Annotated in this window: 20 protein-coding genes, 1 tRNA gene and 1 pseudogene; 14 read left to right on the top strand and 8 right to left on the bottom strand. The window is 61.3% G+C overall.

The window, feature by feature from the left end:
• Positions 1-3 precede the first annotated feature (3 nt).
• Entirely contained in the window at positions 4-1,446 is a 1,443-nt protein-coding gene (locus tag TZ03_RS21940; protein ID WP_051100377.1) for a SulP family inorganic anion transporter, read from the top strand.
• A 129-nt stretch (positions 1,447-1,575) separates the two neighbouring features.
• On the opposite strand, the gene fusA is transcribed toward TZ03_RS21940, so the two are convergent.
• Complete coding sequence (gene fusA, locus TZ03_RS21935; protein ID WP_051100376.1) at positions 1,576-3,687, bottom strand: elongation factor G; 2,112 nt, start codon at positions 3,685-3,687, stop codon at positions 1,576-1,578.
• A gap of 73 nt (positions 3,688-3,760) precedes the next feature.
• Positions 3,761-4,186, bottom strand: coding sequence for a hypothetical protein (locus tag TZ03_RS21930; RefSeq protein ID WP_051100375.1), 426 nt, complete (start codon positions 4,184-4,186; stop codon positions 3,761-3,763).
• A gap of 226 nt (positions 4,187-4,412) precedes the next feature.
• Here TZ03_RS21930 and TZ03_RS21925 point away from each other — a divergent pair, with 226 nt between their 5' ends.
• Positions 4,413-4,715: a hypothetical protein gene (locus TZ03_RS21925; RefSeq protein ID WP_051100374.1), complete on the top strand. Its 303-nt coding sequence runs from the start codon at positions 4,413-4,415 to the stop codon at positions 4,713-4,715.
• Positions 4,716-4,718: 3 nt separating this feature from the next.
• Here TZ03_RS21925 and TZ03_RS21920 read toward each other — a convergent pair whose 3' ends face one another.
• Together TZ03_RS21920 and gcvA are read right to left on the bottom strand one after the other, a co-directional pair.
• Positions 4,719-5,969: an aspartate aminotransferase family protein gene (locus TZ03_RS21920; protein WP_051100373.1), complete on the bottom strand. Its 1,251-nt coding sequence runs from the start codon at positions 5,967-5,969 to the stop codon at positions 4,719-4,721.
• Between the two features lie 235 nt (positions 5,970-6,204).
• Complete coding sequence (gcvA, locus tag TZ03_RS21915; protein ID WP_051100372.1) at positions 6,205-7,101, bottom strand: transcriptional regulator GcvA; 897 nt, start codon at positions 7,099-7,101, stop codon at positions 6,205-6,207.
• Between the two features lie 255 nt (positions 7,102-7,356).
• Here gcvA and TZ03_RS21910 point away from each other — a divergent pair, with 255 nt between their 5' ends.
• The 3 genes from TZ03_RS21910 (at position 7,357) to TZ03_RS21900 (ending at position 10,077) form a co-directional block, all read left to right on the top strand.
• Positions 7,357-8,739: an amino acid permease gene (locus TZ03_RS21910; protein WP_051100371.1), complete on the top strand. Its 1,383-nt coding sequence runs from the start codon at positions 7,357-7,359 to the stop codon at positions 8,737-8,739.
• 57 nt (positions 8,740-8,796) lie between these two features.
• Positions 8,797-9,294 (top strand): PaaI family thioesterase, encoded by a 498-nt coding sequence (locus TZ03_RS21905; protein WP_051100370.1) that lies wholly within the window; start codon positions 8,797-8,799, stop codon positions 9,292-9,294.
• A gap of 87 nt (positions 9,295-9,381) precedes the next feature.
• Positions 9,382-10,077 (top strand): glutathione S-transferase N-terminal domain-containing protein, encoded by a 696-nt coding sequence (locus TZ03_RS21900; protein ID WP_051100369.1) that lies wholly within the window; start codon positions 9,382-9,384, stop codon positions 10,075-10,077.
• A 215-nt stretch (positions 10,078-10,292) separates the two neighbouring features.
• Here TZ03_RS21900 and TZ03_RS21895 read toward each other — a convergent pair whose 3' ends face one another.
• Positions 10,293-11,909: an inorganic phosphate transporter gene (locus TZ03_RS21895; protein ID WP_051100368.1), complete on the bottom strand. Its 1,617-nt coding sequence runs from the start codon at positions 11,907-11,909 to the stop codon at positions 10,293-10,295.
• A gap of 127 nt (positions 11,910-12,036) precedes the next feature.
• Here TZ03_RS21895 and TZ03_RS21890 point away from each other — a divergent pair, with 127 nt between their 5' ends.
• The 9 genes from TZ03_RS21890 to TZ03_RS29125 all read left to right on the top strand — a co-directional run bounded on the left by TZ03_RS21890 (position 12,037) and on the right by TZ03_RS29125 (position 19,661).
• Complete coding sequence (locus TZ03_RS21890) at positions 12,037-12,429, top strand: DUF488 domain-containing protein (protein ID WP_051100367.1); 393 nt, start codon at positions 12,037-12,039, stop codon at positions 12,427-12,429.
• Positions 12,430-12,563: 134 nt separating this feature from the next.
• Positions 12,564-12,998, top strand: a complete 435-nt coding sequence (locus TZ03_RS21885; RefSeq protein WP_051100385.1) for a GNAT family N-acetyltransferase — start codon at positions 12,564-12,566, stop codon at positions 12,996-12,998.
• Positions 12,999-13,146: 148 nt separating this feature from the next.
• On the top strand, positions 13,147-13,785 hold the full coding sequence (uvrY, locus tag TZ03_RS21880; protein ID WP_051100366.1) for a UvrY/SirA/GacA family response regulator transcription factor: 639 nt from the start codon (positions 13,147-13,149) through the stop codon (positions 13,783-13,785).
• Positions 13,786-13,790: 5 nt separating this feature from the next.
• Entirely contained in the window at positions 13,791-15,614 is a 1,824-nt protein-coding gene (gene uvrC, locus TZ03_RS21875; protein WP_051100365.1) for an excinuclease ABC subunit UvrC, read from the top strand.
• 33 nt (positions 15,615-15,647) lie between these two features.
• The gene (gene pgsA / locus TZ03_RS21870; RefSeq protein ID WP_051100364.1) at positions 15,648-16,208 is read left to right on the top strand and encodes a CDP-diacylglycerol--glycerol-3-phosphate 3-phosphatidyltransferase; all 561 of its coding nucleotides are present in this window, start codon (positions 15,648-15,650) and stop codon (positions 16,206-16,208) included.
• Positions 16,209-16,272: 64 nt separating this feature from the next.
• Positions 16,273-16,348: transfer RNA gene (locus TZ03_RS21865), tRNA-Gly, on the top strand.
• 221 nt (positions 16,349-16,569) lie between these two features.
• The gene (locus tag TZ03_RS21860) at positions 16,570-18,375 is read left to right on the top strand and encodes a tyrosine-type recombinase/integrase (RefSeq protein ID WP_051100363.1); all 1,806 of its coding nucleotides are present in this window, start codon (positions 16,570-16,572) and stop codon (positions 18,373-18,375) included.
• Positions 18,376-18,777: 402 nt separating this feature from the next.
• Positions 18,778-19,137, top strand: coding sequence for a transposase (locus tag TZ03_RS21855; protein ID WP_051100362.1), 360 nt, complete (start codon positions 18,778-18,780; stop codon positions 19,135-19,137).
• Positions 19,134-19,661 carry an IS3 family transposase gene (locus tag TZ03_RS29125; protein WP_082056684.1) on the top strand — a complete coding sequence of 176 codons (528 nt, stop codon included), beginning with the start codon at positions 19,134-19,136 and terminating at the stop codon, positions 19,659-19,661. The genes TZ03_RS21855 and TZ03_RS29125 overlap by 4 nt, the downstream gene beginning before the upstream one ends.
• A 245-nt stretch (positions 19,662-19,906) precedes the next feature.
• Here the strand turns inward: TZ03_RS29125 and tnpC are convergent.
• The 3 genes and pseudogenes from tnpC to tnpA form a co-directional block, all read right to left on the bottom strand.
• Positions 19,907-21,223 (bottom strand): annotated as a pseudogene (gene tnpC / locus TZ03_RS21850) (IS66 family transposase); the annotation flags it as partial.
• A 63-nt stretch (positions 21,224-21,286) separates the two neighbouring features.
• Positions 21,287-21,622, bottom strand: coding sequence for an IS66 family insertion sequence element accessory protein TnpB (gene tnpB / locus TZ03_RS31575; protein ID WP_051100361.1), 336 nt, complete (start codon positions 21,620-21,622; stop codon positions 21,287-21,289).
• The gene (tnpA, locus tag TZ03_RS21840; RefSeq protein WP_051100360.1) at positions 21,619-21,939 is read right to left on the bottom strand and encodes an IS66-like element accessory protein TnpA; all 321 of its coding nucleotides are present in this window, start codon (positions 21,937-21,939) and stop codon (positions 21,619-21,621) included. The genes tnpB and tnpA overlap by 4 nt, the downstream gene beginning before the upstream one ends.
• Positions 21,940-22,103 lie beyond the last annotated feature (164 nt).

The raw sequence follows: 22,103 nt of genomic DNA, 5'->3' as shown, positions 1-22,103 counted from the left end.
CCCATGAAACCCGCCCGACTACGCGCCGACCTGCTTGCCGGCCTGACCACCTCGTTCGCCCTGGTGCCCGAGTGCATCGCCTTCGCCCTGGTGGCCCACCTCAACCCGCTGATGGGCTTGTATGGTGCCTTTATCATCTGCACCCTGACCGCGCTGTTCGGTGGCCGCCCTGGGATGATCTCCGGTGCCGCCGGCTCGATGGCGGTGGTGATCGTTGCGCTGGTGGTGCAGCACGGCGTGCAGTACCTGCTGGGCACGGTGTTGCTGGGTGGGGTAGTGATGATCCTGTTCGGCCTGCTGCGCCTGGGCAAACTGGTGCGGCTGGTGCCGTATCCGGTGATGCTGGGCTTCGTCAATGGCCTGGCAATCGTGATCGCCATGGCCCAGTTGGAGCATTTCAAGGCAGGGGAACACTGGCTCAGCGGTTCGCCACTGTACTTGATGATCGGCTTGGTCGCATTGACCATGCTGGTGGTCTACGTGCTGCCGAAGCTGACCCGCGCGGTGCCGCCGGCGCTGGTGGCGATTTTGGGGGTTGGCCTGCTGGTGTACCTGCTCGGGCTGCCTACTCGCACCCTGGGTGACATGGCGCATATCGCTGGCGGCCTGCCGGGGCTGGCGCTGCCGGATGTGCCGTGGAACCTGGAAACCCTGAAAATCATCGCCCCCTATGCGGTGCTAATGGCCATGGTTGGTCTGCTGGAAACCCTGCTGACGCTGAACCTGACCGATGAAATCACCGAAAGCCGTGGCTACCCGGACCGTGAGTGCGTGGCTTTGGGCGCAGCGAACATGGTTTCTGGCTTGTGCGGTGGCATGGGTGGTTGCGCGATGATCGGGCAGACGGTAATCAACCTCAGTTCCAATGGCCGTGGCCGGTTATCGGGTGTAGTGGCCGGGTTGATGATTCTGTTGTTCGTGCTGTTCCTGTCGCCGCTGATCGAGCGGATTCCGCTGGCGGCATTGGTCGGGGTGATGTTCGTGGTAGCCCAGCAGACCTTCGCCTGGGCGTCGTTGCGGGTGCTGCACAAGGTGCCGGTAAATGATGTGCTGGCGATCATTGCGGTGACCGTGGTCACGGTGTTCACCGATCTAGCCACCGCCGTGCTGTTCGGCATCGTCATCGCGGCGGTGAACTTTGCCTGGCAGCATGCGCGCGAGCTGTATGCCGATAGCCATGTGGACGAGGAGGGGAGCAAGCATTACCAGATGCATGGCACGCTGTTCTTTGCCTCGACCACGCCGTTTCTCAACCAGTTCGACCCGGCTAACGACCCAGCCAAGGTGACCCTCGATTGCCAGCATCTGAGTTTTGTCGATTACTCGGCGATTGCCGCATTGAAGACCCTGCGTGAGCGCTATGCCAAGGCGGGCAAGCATTTGCGCGTGGTGCATTTGTCGGAGCGGTGCAAGCAGCTGTTGAAGCGGGCAGGGGAGCAGCTCTGAGAGTCGTTTTTACCTGTACCGGCCTCTTCGCGGGTAAACCCGCTCCTACAGGGATATCACCACCTTCTAAACAGTGGCGATCCTGTGGGAGCGGGTTTACCCGCGAAGAGGCCGGCACAGGCGAATGAATTATTCCCCGCGGCTCTTCTTGACGATGGCATCGGCGATGCTCGCCGGCGCTTCGGCATAGCGGGTGAACTCCATCGAGAAACTGGCCCGGCCCTGGGTCATCGAACGCATCGAGGTGGCGTAGCCGAACATCTCGCCCAGCGGTACCTCGGCCCGGATTACCTTGCCGGCCGGCGTTTCGTCACCGTCCTGGATCATGCCGCGGCGCCGGCTCAGGTCACCGAGGATATCGCCCTGGTATTCCTCTGGCGTGACCACTTCCACTTTCATCACAGGCTCCAGCAACACCGCGCCACCTTTCTGCGACAGCTGCTTGGTCGCCATCGAGGCGGCGATCTTGTAGGCCATCTCGTTGGAGTCGACATCGTGGTAGGAGCCGTCGTATACCGCCGCCTTCAGGCTGATCAGCGGGTAGCCGGCGAGCACGCCGTTCTTCATCTGCTCCTCGATGCCTTTCTGAATGGCCGGGATGTACTCGCGCGGCACCACGCCGCCGACGATTTCGTTGATGAACTCCAGGCCCTCCTTGCCTTCGTCGCCAGGGGCGAAGCGGATCCAGCAATGGCCGTACTGGCCACGGCCGCCGGACTGGCGGACGAAACGGCCCTCGATCTCGCAGGTATTGCGGATTTTCTCGCGGTAGGCCACCTGCGGCTTGCCGATGTTGGCTTCGACGTTGAACTCGCGGCGCATGCGGTCGACGATGATATCCAGGTGCAACTCGCCCATGCCCGAGATGATGGTCTGGCCGGTTTCTTCGTCGGTACGCACGCGGAACGACGGGTCTTCCTGGGCCAGCTTGCCCAGGGCGATGCCCATCTTCTCCTGGTCGGCCTTGGTCTTCGGTTCCACTGCCACGGAAATCACCGGGTCGGGGAAGTCCATGCGTTCGAGGATGATCGGCTTGTCCATGTCGCACAGGGTGTCGCCGGTGGTCACGTCCTTCATGCCTATCAGCGCGGCGATATCACCGGCGCACACGTCCTTGATCTCGGCGCGCTGGTTGGCGTGCATCTGCACCATGCGGCCGATGCGTTCCTTCTTGCCCTTGACCGAGTTGAGTACTGCGTTGCCTGAACTGAGCACGCCGGAATAGACCCGGGCGAAGGTCAGTGTGCCGACGAACGGGTCGGTGGCGATCTTGAAGGCCAGGGCCGAGAATGGCTCCTTGTCGTCGGCGTGGCGTTCCAGGTGTTTGTCTTCGTCGTCGGGGTCGGTGCCCTTGATCGCCGGTATTTCCGAGGGGGCGGGCAGGTAGTCGATGACCGCGTCGAGCATCAGCGGCACGCCCTTGTTCTTGAACGAGGAGCCGAGGATGGTCGGCACGATTTCGTTGGCGATGGTGCGCTGGCGCAGCGCGGCCTTGATCTCGTCGACGCTCAGTTCCTCGCCCTCGAGAAATTTCATGGTCAACTCGTCATTGGCCTCTGCCGCAGCTTCGATCATGTGCGCGCGCCATTCGTCGGCCAGTGCCTGCAGTTCGGCGGGGATATCTTCTTCGCGGTAGCTGGTGCCCTGGTCGGTATCGTTCCAGTAGATGGCCTTCATCTTTACCAGGTCGATCTGGCCGATGAAGTTCTCTTCGCTACCGATGGCCAGCTGGATCGGCACCGGGTGGTGGCCCAGGCGCTGGTCGATCTGCTTGACCACACGCAGGAAGTCGGCACCCTGGCGGTCCATCTTGTTGATGTAGGCCAGGCGCGGTACGTGGTACTTGTTGGCCTGGCGCCAGACCGTTTCGGACTGCGGTTCGACCCCGTCAGCGCCGCTGAATACCACCACCGCGCCATCGAGCACGCGCAGCGAGCGCTCCACCTCGATGGTGAAGTCGACGTGGCCGGGGGTGTCGATGATGTTGAAGCGGTACTTATGCGCGAATTGCTTGGTCGAGCCTTGCCAGAACGCCGTGGTCGCCGCCGAGGTGATGGTGATGCCGCGCTCTTGCTCCTGGGCCATCCAGTCCATGGTCGCGGCGCCATCGTGCACCTCGCCCATCTTGTGGTTGACCCCGGTGTAGAACAGGATCCGCTCGGTAGTCGTGGTCTTGCCGGCGTCCACGTGGGCGACGATGCCGATATTGCGGTACAGCTCGATGGGCGTTGTGCGGGCCATGGCGGACTACCTGCGAATGGGCGGATTCCCCCACGTTAGCAGACCGGCAGAATCCTGCCGTGCCGCCCGGCCGTCAGTCGGCCTGGGCTTGCAGCAGCCACTGGCCATCCACTTCGCGGGCCAGGCCGCTGGCCGGCAGCAGGGCCAGCAGGCGCGCGTGCAGGGCGGCTTCGGTGAAGGTCTTGAGGGTGGCCAGGTCCAGCGTGCCGACCAGGTTGAGGTCGGCCTTGGTGTACGACAGCCAGGCCTTTTTCAGTACCTGGGCGACGTCGCTGCCGGCGGTGCTGGCGAAGCGGCGGTGCCACTGGCGGCCGTCGAAGGTGAAGGTGTGGGCGTGGCTGTAGGTGCTTTCGTCACCACCTTCCGCACAGCGATGGCAACGGCACGGGCCTTCGCCGAAGGCGTTGCGCAGGTAGTTGTTGAAGTCCACCACGGGCTTGAGGGACAGGCGTTTGTCGACTTCGAACAGGTCGGCGATCAGGGGTTCTTCGGCGCTCACTCGGGATCCTCGTGTGGTGTGGCGTGCATCGGCGGGCACCCTAACAGATCGAGCCCTTCAGATCACCTTTTGCAGGTTCGGCCTCTTCGCGGGCAAGCCCGCTCCTACAGGGATCGCATGTCTTGTAGGAGCGGGCTTGCCCGCGAAGAGGCCGGTAGAGACAACCGCGACCGCCTGCCGTACTCTACGCGCCCATACGCCTACCCACCCACCGAGGTAACCCCGCTTGAGCACCAAGTACCCGTACACCGCCACCATCACCGTCAGCGCCGAAGACCGTGGCGGCGACGCCGAAGCCTCGGAAAACCCAGGCATGCGCGTCGGCCTGGAGGCCGTCACCGAAACCCTGAAGAAGGTGCATTTCGTCGGTACGCTCGCAGCCCCCGAGAAGTCGGCCACGCACATCTGCGTGACCCTGGAGAACGGCCTCACCTACTACGGCCCGATCGTCAACGGCCACGCCGAACTCGAAGGCGGCTGGATCGCCTTCGAGTCCGACATGCTCACCCCGGAAGAACTGGGCCTGTAAGCCTTAACCAAGATCCGCCAGGCACTGCTCGAGAATATCCAGGCCTTCCTCGAGCACTTCGGCCTCGATGGTCAGCGGTGCCAGCAGGCGGATGATGTGCCGCGCCTTGCCGCTGGGCATCAGCAGCAGGCCCTTGGCCCGCGCCGCCTCCATCACCTTGGCCAGTTGTGCTGGTGCCGGGCTGCCGTCGGCGTTGACGAACTCGATCCCGCGCATGGCACCCACGCCGGTCAGGCGGCCGATGAACGGGCTCAGTCCCGCGGCCTTCCAGCGCTCGTGGCGGCGGACGATCGCCTGCTCCTGGCGCTCACCCCAGGTGGCGACGTTCTCGTCGGTCATCTGCGCCAGGCTGGCCAGGGCCGCCGCACAGGCAATCGGGTTGCCCGAATAGGTACCCCCCAGGCCGCCCTTGGGCAGCGCCGCCATCAATTCTTTGCGCCCGACCACCGTACCCAGCGGCATGCCGCCGGCGATGCTCTTGGCCAGTAGCAGCAGGTCGGGCTCGATGCCCAACCGCGGGAAGGCGAAGCGCTGGCCGGTGCGGCCGAAGCCCGACTGGATCTCGTCGATGATGATCAAGATCCCGCGTTCGTCGCAGAAGCGGCGCAGGGCCTGGGCGAAGGCCGGGTCAAGGGCGAGGAAGCCACCTTCGCCCTGCACCGGCTCGAAGATGAACGCTGCCACGTCCTCCACGGCCAGTTCGACGCTGAACAGGCGGTCCATGGCCTTGAGCGCCTGCTCGCAGGTAACCCCGGTATCGGCGCTGGGGTAGGGCAGGTGGTACACCGGCCCAGGCAGCTCGCCGACCCGTTGCTTGTAGGGGGCGACCTTACCGTTGAGGTTCAGGGTGGCCAGGGTACGGCCGTGGAAGCCGCCATCGAAGGCGATGATGGCGCGCTTGCCGGTGGCGCCACGGGCTACTTTCAGGGCGTTTTCCGCCGCTTCCGCGCCGCTGTTGGTGAGCATGCCTGCCAATGGGTAGCTGACCGGTACGAACTGGCTCAGCTGCTCCATCAATGCCAGGTACGGGCCATGCGGGGCGGCGTTGAACGCGTAGTGGGTAAGGCGGCTGGCCTGGGCCTGGATGGCCTCGACCACAGCCGGGTTGCAGTGGCCCAGGTTGAGTACGCCGATACCGCCGACGAAGTCGATATAACGTTTGCCGTCAGTGTCCCAGACTTCGGCATTGCGGCCATGGGAAAGTGTGATCGGGTGAACGATTGCAATGGATTGGCTGATACTTTCCTGGTTCATGGGCACGCGGACCTTTGTTCGAATTTCTTATTATCCAAGCGTGTTGACGGGTTATTCCGCAAACGAATTATTTGATTGCGGTCATTCCATGGATTCTTGATCTGGCCGATTTTTTGGGTTGGCTGTACCGGCCTCTTCGCGGGCAAGCCCGCTCCTACAGGATCATCACAGGCCCAAGCATTGTGCGATCCTTGTAGGAGCGGGCTTGCCCGCGAAGAGGCCAGTACAGGTCAAATCAATCCCCCTCAGCCACCCGCTCCCGAATCCACTGTACAAAGGCCTGAACCTTGGGCACTTCGGCCGCATGTTCGGCATGGGCGATGAAGTGCCGGCCATTGCTCGGCACCGGGTGGTCCCAGGCCACCACCAACTTGCCCTCGCTCAGTTCCTCGGCCACCAGGTAACGCGGAATCAGGGCAATGCCGCAGCCGGCGATGGCCGCGCGGATGCACAGGTAGAACGTGTCGAAGCGCGGCCCGTGGTAGCTGTTCTGGCTATGCAACCCCAGGCCCAGGAACCACTCATGCCAGGCCTCTGGCCGCGACACGCACTGCAGCAGACGGTGCTCGGTCAGTGCCTGGGCGCTGTCGAAACGGTGGTTGGCCAGCAGCTGCGGGCTGCACACCGGCACCACTTCTTCGCTGAACAGCTCGATGCAGGTTGCCCCCGGCCAGGTGCCCTGGCCGAAGAAAAAGGCAATGTCGGCCTTGGCCTGCACCAGGTCGAACGGTTCCAGTTCGTTGCGGATGTCCAGGTGAATGCGTGGGTAGCGGTCGCCGAAACCCTTGAGCCGGGGCACCAGCCAGCGCGCACCGAAGGTGGGCTGGGTGGCGATGCGCAGCACTTCGGTTTCGTCGCCGTAGCTGAGGATGTACCGGCTGGAAATGTCGATCTGGGTGAGGATCTTGTTCACTTCGGTGAGGTACAGCGCGCCGGCCGGGGTCAGGTGCAAGCGCCGGCGAATGCGCTGGAACAACGAGTGCGCCAGCATGTCCTCGAGCTGCGCGACCTGCTTGCTGACGGCGCTCTGGGTGAGGTGCAGTTCCTGGGCCGCGCGGGTGAAACTGAGGTGGCGGGCGGCCGCTTCGAAGCACTGAAGGGCGGTGGTCGAAGGCATCAGGCGTTTGGACATGACGGGCAAATACCGAGCAAAAAAGGAAGAAGTTCATTCCGTAATGGAATCATGTGTTTCGAAAAGGTCGTTTGTTGACCTCGGCCTATAGATTAATACTGACCTGAGTCAACGATTACAACCGGTCGTGCGAAGAGGAGGTCAGTAGCCATTACCGGCATCTGCAAAACAACAACAACGAACATCAGAAATTTATAAGAATTCTGCTCCAACCTTCAGTCGCCTCGTCGCGGCCGACCCATTCGAGGGTTCTTCATGGCTCCGCTACACAACAAGAAACAGCGTTCCCTGCAGCACGGCCTGACCTCCCGTCAGGTTTCCATGATCTCCATTGCCGGCATCATCGGCGCCGGCCTGTTCATCGGCTCCTCCAACGCCATCGCCACCGCCGGCCCGGCCATCCTCATCTCCTACGCCATGACTGGCCTGCTGGTGCTGCTGGTGATGCGCATGCTGGGCGAAATGGCCATCGCCAACCCCAACAGCGGTTCGTTCTCCACCTATGCCTCCGAAGCCATCGGCCCCTGGGCGGGCTTCACCATCGGCTGGCTGTACTGGTGGTTCTGGGTGCTGATCATTCCGGTCGAGGCCATTGCTGGTGCCGATATCCTGCATGCCTACTTCCCCGGCGTGCCGTCCTGGCTGTTCGCCTTCCTGATCATGCTGGTGCTGTCGGGGACCAACCTGATCAGCGTGAAGAACTTCGGTGCCTTCGAGTACTGGTTCGCGCTGGTCAAGGTGGTGGCGATCATCGCCTTCATCGTGGTCTGCACCTTGGCCGTGTTCGGCTTCTGGCCGCTGGCCGAGGTTTCCGGGGTCAGCCGGCTGTGGGACAACGGCGGCTTCATGCCTAACGGTTTCGGTACCGTGCTGGGTGGCGTGCTGATTACCATCTTCTCGTTCTTCGGCGCCGAAATCGTCACCATTGCCGCCGACGAAACCGCCAATCCGAAAGACAAGATTCGCCGCGCCACCAACCTGGTGGTGTACCGCATCGCCATCTTCTACCTGGCGTCGATCTTCCTGGTGGTGTCGCTGGTGGCCTGGAACGACCCGGGGCTGAAGGCGGTAGGTTCGTTCCAGCGCGTGCTGGAAGTGCTGAACGTGCCGGGCGCCAAGCTGCTGGTCGACCTGGTGGTGCTGGTGGCCGTGACCAGTTGCATGAACTCGGGTCTGTACACCGCGTCGCGCATGCTCTATTCGCTGGGCGCCCGCGGCCAGGCGCTGAGCGTGACCAAGCGCATCTCCGGCTCTGGCGTGCCGACCGTGGCGGTCATCTTCTCGACCCTGGCGGGCTTTGCCGGGTGCTTCGTCAACTATGTGTTCCCGGGCAAGGTGTTTGGCTTCCTGCTGTCCACCACCGGCGCCATCGCCTTGCTGGTGTACCTGGTGATTGCCGTGTCGCAATTGCGCATGCGTGCCCGTGCCGAGCGTGAAGGGCGGCCGCTGGAACTGAAGATGTGGCTGTTCCCGTGGCTGACCTGGCTGGTGATCGGCACCATCGTCATGGTGCTGGGCTACATGCTGTTCAGCGATGCCTACCGCTACGAAACGCTGATGACTGCCGGGGTGACCGCGTTCATCCTGCTGGTTTCGCTGACCCAGCGCAGTGCCAAGGCGGTTGCCCAGGCGGCCTGATGTTTCTGCTTTAATGGGGGCGTTGCGCGCCCCCATATCAATAAGCACAGGAAGCGTATGAACGAGCACTCCCTTTCCCTCCAGGCCCTCGCTGCACCCGACGGCACCTGCTACGGCTGCGGTTGCTCCCACCCCAGCGGCCTGCACCTGCAAAGCCACTGGGACGCCGACGGCATCCACCTGGTGTGCCGCCATGCGCCGGACAGCACCTTCATCGGCTGGCCCGGCCTGGTTTACGGCGGCCTGCTGGCGATGCTGGTCGACTGCCATTCCAACTGGACGGCCATGGCCTACCACTACCGCGAGGAAGGCCGTGAACCGGGCAGTCTGCCGCGTATCGACTGCGTTACCGGCACGCTCAACCTGACCTACCTGAAACCCACGCCGATGGGCGTCGAGCTGTTGCTCAAGGCGCGTGTGGAAGGGGCGGTGGGGCGCAAGAGCCGGGTGATTTGCGAGGTCTGGGCCGAGGATGTACTGACCGTTACCGCCGACTCGGTGTTCGTCCGCGTCGATACCGAAAAGCTCAAGCTCAAGGCGCACGGCCAAGCCTGAGTGGCCAGTGCTGATGAGCGGTCGGTGATGGTCAGCGGCCGGGGATGTCTCTAGAGTGACAGGTTCATTCCCCAGGCAAGGTTGATCATGACCGATCTCAGTGCTTTCCCCGTGACCCGCAAGTGGCCCGCCAAACACCCCGAACGCCTGCAGTTGTACTCGCTGCCGACGCCCAATGGCGTCAAGGTGTCGATCATGCTCGAAGAGATCGGCCTGGCCTATGAAGTGCACAAGGTCAGCTTCGACAACGATGACCAGCTCAGCCCTGAGTTCATCTCGCTCAGCGCCAACAACAAGATCCCCGCCATCCTCGACCCCAACGGCCCGGGCGGGCGGCCACTGCCTTTGTTCGAGTCGGGGGCGATCCTGCAGTACCTGGCAGAGAAAAGTGGACAACTGCTCAGTCAGGACCCCGCCCAGCGTTACCAGACCCTGCAGTGGCTGATGTTCCAGATGGGCGGTATCGGGCCGATGTTCGGCCAGGTCGGCTTCTTCCATTTCTTTGCCGGCAAGGAGTACGAGGACAAGCGCCCGCGGGACCGTTATGTCAATGAGTCCAAGCGCCTGCTGGGTGTGCTGGATCGGCATCTTGAAGGTCGGGAGTGGATGGTCGACGCGTACAGCATTGCCGACATCGCGATTTTCCCGTGGGTGCGCAACCTGGTGGAGCGTTACAACGCCCGTGAGCTGGTGGGCTTCGACCAGTTCAAGGAAGTGCAGCGGGTGCTGGCGGCGTTCCTTGAGCGGCCAGCGGTGCAGCGCGGTCTTAAAATTCCGGGTTGATGTTGCCTGTGCGGGCCCTATCGCCGGCAAGCCAGCTCCCACAGATACTGCGCAGGGCTTGAGGCTGATGCGGTTCTTGTAGGAGCTGGCTTGCCTGCGATGGGCTGCGAAGCAGCCCCTTTGTCACTGACAGGCATGAGGGTTTACCCGCGAATGCGGCGGTAATCCCAGCATCGCATTCGCGGGTAAACCCCCACAGGAGGCGGCGTACAGATTCAGAAAATATGGCTCAGCAGCCAGTACAGGCTGCCGGCCAGCAGCATTGCCGCCGGCAGCGTCAGCACCCAGGCCATCAGCAGATTGACCAGCGTGCGCTGCTGAATCCCCGACCCATTGGCCACCATGGTCCCGGCCACGCCGGAGCTCAGCACATGGGTGGTCGATACCGGCAGCCCGAACATGTCCGCTGCGCCAATGGTGCACATCGCCACTACTTCGGCCGAAGCACCCTGGGCATAGCTGAGGTGCGTCTTGCCGATCTTCTCGCCCACCGTCACCACAATGCGCCGCCAGCCGACCATGGTCCCCAGTCCCAGCGCGATGGCCACGGCCACCTTCACCCACAACGGGATGTAGCGGGTGGCGTCGTCCAACTGGGTCTTGAACAGCTGCACATGGCTGCGGGTATCCGCATCGAACCTCACCAACTGGTTTTTCTCGATCAGGCGGATGGCTTCGCTGGTCAGGTACATGTCGTTGCGCACGTTGGCCATGGCTTCGGCCGGTACGCGCTTGAGCGAGCCGTAGCCTTTGACCTCTTCGCCGATCATCCCGCTCAGCGCCGCCAGCGCCGGTACCAGTTGCGGGCTGGCCTTGGGCTCGGCAATGAACGCGGCCAGTGCCTGGCGCGGGTCGGCCGGGGCCGGTTGCGGCGCACTGCGCACCAGCGCCTGGCGGGTCACCTCAGCGACGGCGGAAAACTGCAGGGCCTGCTCATTGGGCATGGTTTTGTTCAGCGCATAGGCCATCGGCAGGGTGCCGACCAGAATCAGCATGATCAGGCCCATGCCTTTCTGCCCGTCATTGGAGCCATGGGCAAAGGACACCCCGGTGCAGGTCAGAATCAGTACGCCACGGATCCACCACGGTGGTGGTGTCTGGCCTTCCGGCGCCTGGTACAACGCCTTGCGCTTGACCAGTGCGCGCAAGGCCAGCAGCAATAGGGCGGCGCAGGCAAAGCCGAGCAGTGGCGAGAACAACAGCGCATAACCAACCTTGCTGGCCTGGGCCCAGTCCACGCCGCTGGTGCCGTCACGTCCATGCATCAGCGCATTGGCCACTCCCACGCCGATGATCGAACCGATCAGGGTGTGCGAGGACGACGCCGGCAGGCCCAGCCACCAGGTGCCCAGGTTCCAGATGATCGCCGCCAGCAGCAGGGCGAAGACCATAGCGAAGCCGGCCGAGGAGCCTACCTGCAGAATCAGCTCTACCGGCAGCAGGGCGATGATGCCGAATGCCACCGCACCACTGGAGAGCAGTACGCCGAGGAAGTTGCACAGCCCCGACCACACCACCGCGACCGGTGCTGGCAACGAGTGGGTGTAGATTACGGTGGCCACCGCGTTGGCGGTGTCATGGAAGCCATTGACGAACTCGAAGCCCAAGGCAATCAACAGCGCCAGGCCCAGTAGCAGGAACGGCGTGATCGTAGTGATAACCGTGCCGCTGGCGCTCACGTCCTGTTTCAGGCTCCAGGCGGTGTAGGCGATACCGGCAAGCAGCAGGCCCAAGAACAATACCAGGGTGGCACGCCCAGGCTTGTGGGCAAGCTGCGGGCTGGAATCGCGTTGGGCCAGTTGCCGCTGGCTGGCCAGTGACGGGGTTGCCATGGGGGCTCCGGTTGGCGTCGGGCGAGGTGCCGAAGGCCTTGAGCATAGAAACTATTCGTTGCCAGGCCGTGACCTCGATCAATGAATTATCTAGTCTCAAGACAGACGGTAACTGCGGGAGAAAACCATGATTCGCTGCAAGCGTGTCTACGATGCGGTCGAGGACCAGGATGGCCAACGGGTGCTGGTCGACCGCCTGTGGCCGCGTAACAAACGCAAGGAAGACTTGCACGGGCAGTGGTTACGCGAAGTGGCACCCTCGGATGAATTGCGCAAGGCGTTTCACCAGGGGGACGTGGATTTTGCCGGTTTCACCCAGCGCTATCAGCAGGAGCTGGCGGCCCACCCCGAGCACTGGTACCCACTGCTGGACCTGGCTGGAAAGGGCACGCTGACACTGCTTTATGCGGCCAAGGACACCGAGCACAACAATGCCCGGGTACTGGCCGAATGGCTGGAGGATGAACTGGATAGGCGTGGGCCTGGCAGTTCGCCCGTGTGTTATGCCAATGACCGATAATGACGCTACCGGCCCCATCGCCGGCAAGCCGGCTCCCACAGGTACAGCACCGCTTTCGAGTTTATCGCCGTACCTGTGGGGGCTGGCCTGCCGGCGACAGGGTGGGCCTGGCAAACCCAGGAGCCCGATTCATGATGCAACTGGAACTGACCCCCGCCAACGACAGCCACTGCACCTTCGCCCGTGACCTCACGCGCCGCGCCATGCTGCCGTACTATCGCGAATACGACCTGCTATGGATCGAGGAAGCCTTCGATGAAGCCTGGGGCTGGCGCGAGCAGTGGCTGGTGACCGAAGGCGACACCCTGTTGGGCTTCTGCAGCCTCAGCCAGGATCGCCAGGCGCTGTTCATCCGCGAACTGCACCTGCTGCCCGAGCACCGCCGGCGTGGTGTCGGCAGTTGGGTGCTGAAGGAACTGGTGTCGTGGGCCAGGCAACGGCGCCTGCCGTTGTTGCGGCTGATGGTGTTTCGCAGCAACCCCGCGCGCCTGCTGTACCAGCGCCATGGCTTTGTCGAAATGGGTGAAGACGAGTGCTTTGTGCGCATGCAGCGAACGATCGATTGGTAACGCAACAGCGGCCAAAAAGCCCCAGCAAATAGTGTGGTCTCTCAGCGTTGACCGTCAGGCGTTTCTGACGGAAGGAATGCGTTAGGCCCGCCGTGAAAAATTTTGTTAAGGTGGCGGGATCCAATCGCCCTGCTGACGAGGTGTGTGCTTGATTAGGGTCTTAGTGGTCGATGATCACGATCTGGTACGAACCGGTATTACACGCATGCTGGCCGACATCGATGGCCTGCAGGTGGTGGGTGAGGGGGATTCGGGCGAGTCGGCACTCAAGCTGGCCCGTGAGCTGAAGCCGGACGTCGTGCTGATGGACGTGAAAATGCCCGGTATCGGCGGCCTGGAGGCTACCCGCAAGTTGCTGCGCAGCCACCCGGACATCAAGGTGGTTGCCGTGACCGTTTGCGAGGAAGACCCGTTCCCCACGCGCCTGCTGCAGGCCGGCGCCGCCGGCTACCTGACCAAGGGCGCTGGGCTCGACGAGATGATCCAGGCCATCCGCCTGGCCTTTGCCGGCCAACGCTATATCAGCCCACAGATTGCCCAGCAGTTGGCGCTGAAGCCGTTCCAGCCGCAGGGCTCGCCGTTCGATGCGCTGTCCGAACGGGAAATCCAGATTGCCCTGATGATCGTCGGCTGCCAGAAAGTGCAGATTATCTCGGACAAGTTGTGCCTCTCGCCCAAGACCGTCAATACTTACCGATATCGGATCTTTGAAAAACTCTCGGTCACCAGCGACGTCGAACTGACCTTGCTGGCCGTTCGCCACGGTATGGTCGACGCAAGCCTGTAAACCTCATGTCCCAAGTTTTCGATGCCAGCGCATTCCTGGCGACCTGCAGTGGTCGCCCGGGCGTCTACCGAATGTTCGACGCCGAAGCCCGGCTGCTTTACGTGGGCAAGGCCAAGAACCTCAAGAAGCGCCTGGCCAGCTATTTCCGCAAGACCGGCCTGGCGCCCAAGACCGCCGCGCTGGTGGCGCGCATCGCCCAGCTCGAAACCACCATCACCGCCAACGAAACCGAGGCGCTGCTGTTGGAGCAGAACCTGATCAAGGAATGGCGGCCGCCGTACAACATCCTGCTGCGCGACGACAAATCCTACCCCTACGTGTTTCTTTCCGACGGCGAGTTCCCACGCCTGGGCATTCACCGTGGGGCGAAAAAGGCCAAGGGCCGATACTTTGGCCCGTACCCCAGCGCCGGGGCCATTCGCGAAAGCCTCAGCCTGCTGCAAAAGGCCTTTTCGGTGCGCCAGTGCGAAGACAGCTACTACGCCAACCGCACCCGGCCGTGCCTGCAGTACCAGATCAAACGCTGCAAGGGGCCCTGCACGGGCTTGGTGACTGCCGAGGAATATGCCGAGGACGTGCGCCACTCGGTGATGTTCCTGGAAGGGCGCAGCCAGCAATTGGGCAACGAGCTCAATGCCGAGATGGAAAAGGCCGCCATGGCCCTCAATTTCGAGAAGGCCGCCGAACTGCGCGACCAGATCGCCCTGTTGCGCCGTGTCCAGGACCAGCAGTACATCGAAGGCGGCAGCGGCGATGTCGACGTCATCGCTGCCTTCGTCAACCCCGGCGGCGCCTGTGTGCACCTGATCAGCGTGCGCGGCGGGCGAGTGCTGGGCAGTAAGAACTTCTTCCCCCAGGTGGGCATCGAGGAGGAGGTGGCCGAAGTGATGGCCGCGTTCCTGTCGCAGTACTACCTGGGCAATGCCGAGCGCGAACTGCCGGGTGAACTGATCGTCAACGTGGTGCACGAAGACTTCGCAGCTATCAGCGAGGCCCTGCACACCCTGCGTGGCCGCGAGCTGACCATCAGCCACCGGGTACGCGGTACCCGCGCTCGCTGGCAGCAACTGGCGGTGACCAACGCCGAGCAGGCGCTCAATGCCCGCCTGGCCAACCGCCAGCACATGGCCGCACGTTTCGAAGCCCTTGCCGAAGTGCTTGGCCTGGACGAAGTGCCGCAGCGCCTGGAGTGCTACGACATCAGCCACTCCAGCGGCGAGGCCACCGTGGCCAGCTGCGTGGTATTCGGCCCCGAAGGCCCGCTCAAGTCCGACTACCGCCGCTTCAACATCGAAGGTGTCACTGCGGGCGACGACTACGCTGCCATGCACCAGGCCCTGATCCGCCGCTACGGGCGGATCAAGGACGGCGAGGGCAAGCTGCCCGACGTGTTGCTGGTGGACGGTGGCAAAGGCCAGCTGAACATGGCCCGCGATGTGATGCAGGAGCTGGGTTTCAGTGACCTGACCCTGCTTGGCGTGGCCAAGGGCGTGACCCGCAAGGCCGGTTTCGAAACCCTGTACCTGAACGACGTGCACCATGAATTCACCCTCAAGGGCGACTCATCGGCCTTGCACCTGATCCAGCAGATCCGCGACGAAGCCCACCGCTTCGCCATCACCGGCCACCGCGCCCGCCGCGGCAAGGCCCGCCGGGTGTCCAGCCTGGAGGATGTGGCCGGGGTAGGGCCCAAGCGCCGCCGCGACCTGCTGAAACATTTCGGCGGCCTGCAGGAGCTCAACCGCGCCAGCGTCGACGAAATCGCCAAAGCCCCCGGCATCAGTAAAAAGCTTGCCGAGTCGATTTATGCCAGCCTGCATAGCGAGTAGAATGCCGGGCTCAACTTGCGGCCAGTCGTACCGATGAATATTCCAAACCTGCTCACCGTTCTACGCGTCCTGCTCATCCCGATCTTCATCCTGCTGTTCTATATGCCCTACCATTGGAGCTACATAGCCGCCAGCAGCGTGTTCGCCGTCGCCGCCGCCACTGACTGGCTGGATGGCTACCTGGCGCGTCGCCTGCAACAAAGCACGCCGTTCGGCGCCTTCCTCGACCCGGTGGCCGACAAGCTGATGGTGGCGGTGGCCCTGGTGCTGCTGGTGCAGACCCACGCCAACTTCTGGCTGACCCTGCCGGCCGCGGTGATCATCGGCCGCGAGATCGTGGTTTCGGCATTGCGCGAGTGGATGGCCGAACTGGGCGCGCGGGCGCATGTGGCGGTGTCCAACCTGGGCAAGTGGAAGACCGCGGCACAGATGCTGGCGCTGGTGATTCTGCTGGCCAACCCGCCGGGCGTGACGTTCTGGGTAATCCTGGGTTATGCGCTGCTGCTGGTGGCGGCGGGGCTGACACTGTGGTCGATGGTGCACTACCTGCTGGCTGCCTGGCCGCACCTGCGCGAAGGCTCGGAGCAGAAATAAAAGTTTTTTTGAATCAAGGGGTTGACGCCGTTTTAGATATCGCTAGAATGGCACCCATCACGACGCGGGAATAGCTCAGTTGGTAGAGCACGACCTTGCCAAGGTCGGGGTCGCGAGTTCGAGTCTCGTTTCCCGCTCCAGTTATAGATCTACAGAGTTCCATGGAAGTCTGTAAGTCGTTGAAAAAAGGGCCGAAAGGCCCTTTTTTCGTTCCAGCGAAAACCACCGAAAACCGGGGGTAGCCGGACAAAATGAGTCCAGAAATGAGTCCAGAATTGGAAATCGGCTCATTCGGTTTTCCGGTGGAGCAGGGCAGGTAACGAGACGAGCATTTGGCCTCTGACAGATTCAGGAGGTCACTATGGCACTCACGGAAATGGCGATTCGGCATGCTCGAGTCACCGCCAAGGAGTACACGCTCGCAGACAGTGATGGCTTGTTCCTCAATGTCACTGCCCAAGGCAGCAAGATCTGGCACTTCCGTTACTACTGGGAGGGCCGGCAGAAGCGCATGTCCTTCGGCAGTTACCCACAGGTGGGCCTGCGTGACGCGCGGGAGCGGCGAGACGAGGCACGAGCGCTCATCGCTCAGGGATACAATCCCTGTGAACAGCGCAAGCAGCAGCGTGTGGCCGTGCGCCTTGCCAATGATCAAACCTTCGATGCTGTCTTTGAGCAGTGGATTGCCTTTCGTAGGCTGAGTCTCAAAGAAGGGCGACAAAGCACGCTGTCGCAGATCCTGCGCATTTTTGCCAAAGACATACAGCCCTACATTGGCGAGCAGTCGATCCATGAGATCAATCGGCATGTGCTCATGGATCTGCTCAGCCGTATCGAATGCAGGAAGGCCTTCACAACTGCAGAGAAGTGCCGGACCTGGCTCAATCAGTTGTTCCGCTACGCACTGGTGCGCATAGCGGGCCTTGAGCACAATCCTGCCGCAGATCTCGATGTGGTGGCGGTGCCCAAACCGCCGGTGGAGCATAACCCGTTCCTACGCATGGAGGAGCTTCCGCATTTCTTGGGCAAGCTGCGTGCGTTTCGCGGCTCGCAACAGACACAACTCGGTATCCGCTTGTTGCTGTTGACCGGAGTGCGTACCGGTGAATTGCGTTTGGCGACGCCCGATCAGTTCGACCTAGAGCGATGCCTTTGGATCATCCCGCCGGAAGTGGTCAAGCAGCTCCAGCTCAAGATGCGCAAAACGCGCCGTCAAACCACCAAGGTGCCACCCTATATCGTCCCGCTGTCTATCCAGGCGGCCGAAGTCGTGCGCCTGTTGCTGGATCAGGTGGTTCCTGCTCAACGGTATTTGCTCTCCCATCGAAGCGATCTGAGCAAGCGCATCAGCGAAAATACGCTGAACAGCGCGTTGCGACGTATGGGCTTTGCTGACCGGCTTACGGGGCACGGTGTGAGGGCCACGATCTCAACGGCGCTCAATGAGATCGGCTACCCGAAGATTTGGATCGATGCGCAACTTTCACATGCTGATCCGGACAAGGTGAGCTCGGCGTACAACCATGCGGAGTACGTCGAGCAACGCCGTACGATGATGCAGGACTGGGCCAATCGGTTAGATCTCTGGTTGCAGGGACACGCCAAGGCGGCGAGCTCGCCGTTGACCATTCGGTTGGAAGGGGCATCGCAGCTGTCACTTGGGCTGCAGGGTTTACCTCTTGCTCCCGTACGTAGTGGCATGAATCCAGGAATGAACTCAATGCCCGCTGAAGGCTGCAAGCCCCTAGCGGATCGGGTCGGCGCATCGGAAGCGTCTGCTGTTCGGCTGGTTTCTGATATCCAGCGGACTCGTGCGGAAATGCTTGAAACCTATGAGGCTGCGACCAATCTACCTCTCCTGACTTTTGCTCGCCTGGCCGGAAAGTCGCGAGATCAAATCAACCGTGATATCAAGGCACGACGTCTGTTGTCACTTAGTTTGGGCAATCGAGGCCAGCGTATTCCTGACTGGCAGCTGGAACCACTGAAGCACAAGCTGGTTCTCGCCATCTTCAAATCGTTGCCTCAGCTTGACGTTTGGGAAGTCTATCGTCTGCTTAGTGAACCACACCATCGGCTGAGAGGGCGTACGCCGCTCGATGTTGTGCAACCAGCGAACTTTGAGGCCACCTTGTCCTCATTGATTCGGGGACGAGAATCAGCATAGCTTGTCTGCTGTCCATTCTATCCTTGCATGGGGTGCAAGGGGTCGAGTGTTCGAATCACTCCGTCCCGACCAAAAAACTCCAAAGAATCCAGTCACCTAGCGGTGACTGGATTTTTTTATGGCTGACCTATTTCCCTCGGTATAGATTTTTACCCCACTTTTTACCCCACCGATTTTTCGCTACTCGAGCGGAGTGGGATGGGAGCTTATGGTTCAGCAGACCTGTTCGCTCAATCGTCTACTGCGAGAGTCAGAGAATGGACAGGAGGCCTCCCTCCAGGTGGCAATTCAAGAGTTCGAATCTCTACGCTTCCGCCACTAACTCTCATTAAGGCCCTGATTTTTCGGGGCTTTTTTGTGCCTGTGCGTTTTTGGTCCCCCATCTGGTCCTGAACTGGCCTAATGATTTTGGACACCTTCTTCGGGCGCTATGATGGCGCCCAATTGGAGGCAAAATCAGTGCGAAAATCTTATTCGAAAGAACACAAAATCCAAGCAGCTGAAATGGTGCTGGACGGTGGCCAGTCAGTTCCTGAGGTATGTGAAATCCTCGGGATTGGCCGCACAGCTCTTCGCCGGTGGGTTGACCAGGTACGGCAGGAGAGAGAGGGGAAAGTTCCGGCTGGTGCAAAGGCTATTACCCCGGAGCAGCGACGAATCGAGGAGCTGGAAAGCCTGGTTCGTCAAAAGGATCGGGATATCGAAATCCTAAAAAAGGCCAGTGCTCTCCTGCTTCGGGACTCCAAAGATCGTTCTCGCTGATCAACGAGCTGAGTGAGCATTACGGTGTTGTCGACTGCTGTCGCGTGCTTGGGGTCAAGCGCAGTAGTTTCTATGCATGGCGCAAACGCCAAGGGCGTGAAAATCCTGAGAGGGATGCTCTACGTTCGCGTGTAATCAACCTTTTCAATGCGTCTCGAGGCTCCGCAGGATCACGCACTCTGATGCAGGAGCTACGGCGTGAAGGCCATGAAGTCGGGCGTTACAAAGTGCGCGCGCTTATGCGTGAGGCTGGCCTGAAATGCCGGCAGCGCAGGCCGCATCGGTATCGCTCATCAGGTACAGAAGCACTGATTGCGGAAAACCAACTGAAGCGAAACTTCAAAGTTTCGACTATCAACGAGGTTTGGTGTGGGGATGTGACTTACATCCAGGTTGGCAGGCGCTGGCTGTACTTGGCCGCAGTAATCGACTTGTACGCACGCCGAGTTGTGGGCTGCGGGTCACGAATGCGTAGTCGAAAGACGCGATTCCCACCTCCGTTACCTTTTGGTTCGAGCGTATAAGCCATTTCCGCTCGTTCAACTTAACGACCGTTGCGCAGATTCACATGCGTTCACCATACCGACTATCTAGCCCTTGTCCGGCCATGGCTGCCAGAAGGGTACGCCTCTCACGATTGGTACCCCGCACCTCACGGTGCCTCGTTCCATTGTCAAAGGCGCTCTTGATTCAGCCTTCTAGATTCACCCGGTGACACGGGTGGTTCCCGCAGAAGGGAACAACTTCATTAAGCGACTTCGTGTCGCACCTCGACTTGGTTGTTGTCGATGGGCACAGCTCCATCGTCCAGGTAGCGCGTCAGCGCTACCCAGCGTTTCAGGCTGTAGTCGAGGGCCTTGGCTGTGGCTGAGCCGTTAGGCACCAGGTCACGCTGGGCCAACATCCAGTCATGCAGCGTTTTGAGGATCGGCACCGCCATTTCCTGACGTATTCGCCAACGATCTTCATCACTCATGTCCCACGCTTGGCGTTCGACCTCATACAAGCCGCTGATCGAGTGCAGCGCTTGTTCGGCCAACTGACTCTTGTTCGCCACGTGCAGATCGAAAAACTTGCGGCGGGCGTGGGCCATGCAGCCGATTTCAGTGATGCCTTGCTCAAAACCAGCTTTGTAGCCAGCGAAGTCATCGCAGACCAACTTGCCGTTCCAGGCGCCCAGGAAGTTGCGCGCATGTTCGCCTGCACGGCTTGGGCTGAAGTCGTAAACCACGGCTTTGAGCGCTGAAAACGGTGTGCTGCTGTAGGCCCAGACGTAGGCCCGGTGAGTTTTCTTCTCGCCTGGCGCAAGCATTTGCACCGGTGTTTCATCGGCGTGGATCACGCCCTGGTTCAGCACCGCTTCACGCAGTGCATCGACCAGCGGCTGGAGCCGCACGCCGGTTTGTCCGACCCACTGGGCCAAGGTCGAGCGAGCAATTGCCAGCCCGGCGCGGCCAAAGATTTTCTCCTGCCGGTACAGCGGCAAGTGATCGGCAAACTTGGCCACCATGACGTGGGCCAGCAAGCCTGCGGTCGGGATACCTTTGTCGATAACCTGCGCCGGCACCGGCGCCTGGATCAGTGTTTCGCACTGACGGCAGGCCCATTTACCACGCACATGTTGCTCGACCGTGAATACCCCTGGCGTGTAATCCAGCTTCTCGCTGACGTCTTCGCCGATGCGTTGAAGTTGGCAGCCACAGGCGCACTGGGTGTTTTCTGGTTCGTGACGAATCACCGTGCGTGGAAACTGCGGCGGCAATGGCGCACGTTTTGGCGATTGTCGTGGCTCGGCCTGTGACGAAGCGGGAAGAAGCTGTTTCAGCTCTGCCTCAATAGCTTCAAGGTCTGTATCGAGCAGGTCATCCAGCAAGCTGCCTTGCGCCGGGCTGATTTGCTCACTGCGCTTTGCAAACTTGTGGCGTTTGAGCAGGGCGATTTCGAACTTGAACTGTTCGATGAGGGTTTCATCGTTCTGGATCTTCCTGCTCATCGCCTCGACCTGGGACTGCAACTGCAACGCCTGTGCCGCCAAGGCACGAAGCTGTTCCGGAGTCATCTGGTCGAGGTTGGGCGAGAAAGTCATGCCGCGGATTGTGCCAGAGCACGCCTGAAACGACGACAAGCAGACAGGTCAAATGGCCGGCGATTACAGCATGCTGATCACACCGCCTGCGCCGACTCGTTGCCACGGCAGGCCCAGTACCAACGCTTGGAGTTGCTCGCTGTCGAGTTCGACCTCGCAGCCATGGCGAATGCCGGGCCAGTGGAACTTGCCTTGATTTAGTCGTCGCGCTGCGAGCCATATACCGACGCCGTCATGCACCAGCACTTTCATTCGGTTAGCCCGGCGATTGGCGAACAGATAAGCGCAGTGCGGCTTCGCCGCACCGAACACCGCGATCACTCGGGCCAATGCCGTTTCGGTGCCGGCGCGCATGTCCATCGGCTCGGTGGCCAGCCAGATTGCATCGATGCGGATCATTGAGCGACAGCTCGGATAAATTGCGCGCAGCCCTCGGGGTCTGAGGTTGGCCATTTAACGGTGATCACTTGGCCGGCCATGGGCAACTCGATGATCACTGACGCTTCGGCTGGCCGTTTAGGTGCGGCTTTTAGTGGGACGAATGCCGGTAGTGAAGTCGCTGCGGGCTGATCTCGATAGAGCGGCAGCCACTTGCGGATGACGTTGGCATTGATGCCGTGGCTGATGGCGACACTGGATACGGTCGCCCCAGGTTGCAGGCATTCCTGAACGACCTGGGCTTTGAAGGGTTTCGGATAAGAGCTTCGTTGGCGCATGGAAATCCTGGCGATAAGGGCGATCGCGTCCGCTTAAAAATACGCGGACACCATCGCCCTTAAAGCTGGAGTTCGGAAGGTGCGTTCGCCGGACGCTTAGAGCGCCAGTTAAAGCTGGCGGAGGATAGTCGATGAAAGTTCGATACTGGTAAGAAATGGCGAAT

Source organism: Pseudomonas sp. 10-1B (genome assembly GCF_000935045.1).
Taxonomy (GTDB): domain Bacteria; phylum Pseudomonadota; class Gammaproteobacteria; order Pseudomonadales; family Pseudomonadaceae; genus Aquipseudomonas.
This window is presented reverse-complemented; position numbering and strand designations above follow the sequence as displayed.